The sequence below is a fragment of the Nonomuraea sp. NPDC002799 genome (assembly GCF_053592075.1).
The window spans coordinates 1-2,400 of sequence record NZ_JBSFVA010000122.1 but is presented as its reverse complement, the minus strand read 5'-3'; the positions used below and the strand labels follow the sequence as shown (position 1 = coordinate 2,400).

General features: G+C 67.0%; 1 protein-coding gene. It reads left to right on the top strand.

Going from position 1 to position 2,400, the window contains the following annotated elements; all coding sequences use genetic code 11:
• Positions 1-2,400 (top strand): DNA-directed RNA polymerase subunit beta (gene rpoB / locus ACWD0F_RS51955; RefSeq protein ID WP_449890548.1); only part of this gene is annotated, 2,400 nt, incomplete at both ends.

Sequence of the window (2,400 nt, the reverse complement as noted above, 5' to 3'; positions counted from 1 at the left end):
CGGCCAGGACGACGCGCTGCTCGACATCTACCGCAAGCTGCGGCCGGGTGAGCCGCCGACCAAGGAGTCGGCGCAGACCCTGCTGGAGAACCTCTTCTTCAACCCCAAGCGTTACGACCTCGCCAAGGTGGGTCGTTACAAGATCAACAAGAAGCTCGGGGTCGACTCGGAGATCACCCAGGGCACCCTGACCGAAGACGACATCGTCTCGATGATCGAATACATCGTCCGGCTGCACGCCGGCGAGACTTCGATGGGCGACGCCGTCGTGGAGGTCGACGACATCGACCACTTCGGCAACCGCCGCGTGCGCAACGTCGGCGAGCTGATCCAGAACCAGGTCCGCCTGGGCCTGGCCCGCATGGAGCGGGTCGTCCGCGAGCGCATGACCACGCAGGACGTCGAGGCCATCACGCCGCAGACCCTGATCAACGTCCGCCCGGTCGTGGCGTCCATGAAGGAGTTCTTCGGCACCTCGCAGCTCTCGCAGTTCATGGACCAGACCAACCCGCTGGCCGGTCTGACGCACAAGCGGCGTCTTTCCGCGCTGGGTCCCGGCGGTCTGTCCCGTGAGCGGGCGGGCATGGAGGTGCGTGACGTGCACCCGTCCCACTATGGCCGGATGTGCCCGATCGAGACGCCTGAAGGCCCCAACATCGGCCTCATCGGCTACCTCGCGTGCTTCGGCCGTCTCAACGCCTTCGGCTTCGTCGAGACGCCTTACCGCAAGGTCGTCGACGGCAAGGTGATCGACCGGACCGACTACCTCACCGCCGACGAGGAGGATCGGTTCGTCATCGCCCAGGCGAACTCGCGGCTCGCGGAGGACGGCGCGCTCGCGGAGCGGGGCGTGCTGGTCCGGCGTAAGGGTGGCGAGTTCGAGTACGTGGGCTCCCAAGAGGTCGACTACATCGACGTGTCGCCGCGCCAGATGGTGTCGGTCGCCACCGCGATGATCCCCTTCCTTGAGCACGACGACGCCAACCGGGCCCTGATGGGCGCGAACATGCAGCGCCAGTCGGTGCCGCTGATCAAGAGCGAGGCGCCGCTGGTCGGCACCGGCATGGAATACCGTGCCGCGACCGACACCGGCGACGTGATCAGCGCCGAGAAGGCCGGTGTGGTCGAGGAGGTCTCCGCCGACTACGTCACCGTGATGAACGACGACGGCACCCGCACCACCTACCGCGTCGCCAAGTTCAAGCGCTCCAACCAGGGCACCGCGGTCAACCAGAAGCCCATCGTCGCCGAGGGCGACCGGGTCGAGGCCAACCAGGTGATCGCCGACGGGCCCTGCACCGACAAGGGTGAGATGGCGCTCGGCAAGAACCTGCTCGTGGCGTTCATGCCGTGGGAGGGCCACAACTACGAAGACGCGATCATCCTGTCCCAGCGGCTGGTCCAGGACGACGTCCTCTCCTCGATCCACATCGAGGAGCACGAGGTCGACGCCCGTGACACCAAGCTGGGCCCGGAGGAGATCACCAGGGACATCCCCAACGTCTCCGAGGAGGTCCTGGCCGACCTCGACGAGCGCGGCATCATCCGCATCGGCGCCGAGGTCGTACCCGGCGACATCCTGGTCGGCAAGGTCACGCCCAAGGGCGAGACCGAGCTCACCCCGGAGGAGCGGCTGCTGCGCGCGATCTTCGGGGAGAAGGCCCGCGAAGTCCGCGACACCTCGCTGAAGGTGCCGCACGGCAAGAGCGGGACCGTGATCGAGGTACGCATGTTCTCCCGCGAGCAGGGCGACGAGCTGCCGCCGGGGGTCAACGAGCTGGTCCGCGTGCACGTGGCCCAGAAGCGTAAGATCACCGACGGTGACAAGCTCGCCGGCCGTCACGGCAACAAGGGCGTCATCTCCAAGATCCTTCCGGTCGAGGACATGCCGTTCCTGGAGGACGGCACCCCGGTCGACATCATCCTCAACCCCCTTGGCGTGCCGGGCCGGATGAACGTCGGCCAGGTGCTGGAGACCCACCTGGGGTGGATCGCCGCCCGGGGCTGGGACATCTCCGGCGTCCAGGAGGCCTGGGCCGAGCGGCTGCGTGACAAGGGCTTCGAGAAGGTCGCCCCGCGCACCAACATGGCGACCCCGGTCTTCGACGGCGCCAGCGAAGAGGAGATCGTCGGTCTGCTGAGCAGCACCATCGCCAACCGTGACGGTGACCGGATGGTGCAGCAGAGCGGCAAGGCACGACTGTTCGACGGCCGCTCCGGCGACCCGTTCCCGTATCCGATCGCGGTCGGCTACATCTACATCCTCAAACTGCTCCACCTGGTCGACGACAAGATCCACGCTCGTTCGACCGGTCCCTACTCCATGATCACGCAGCAGCCGCTCGGCGGTAAGGCCCAGTTCGGTGGCCAGCGCTTCGGTGAGATGGAGGTGTGGGCCCT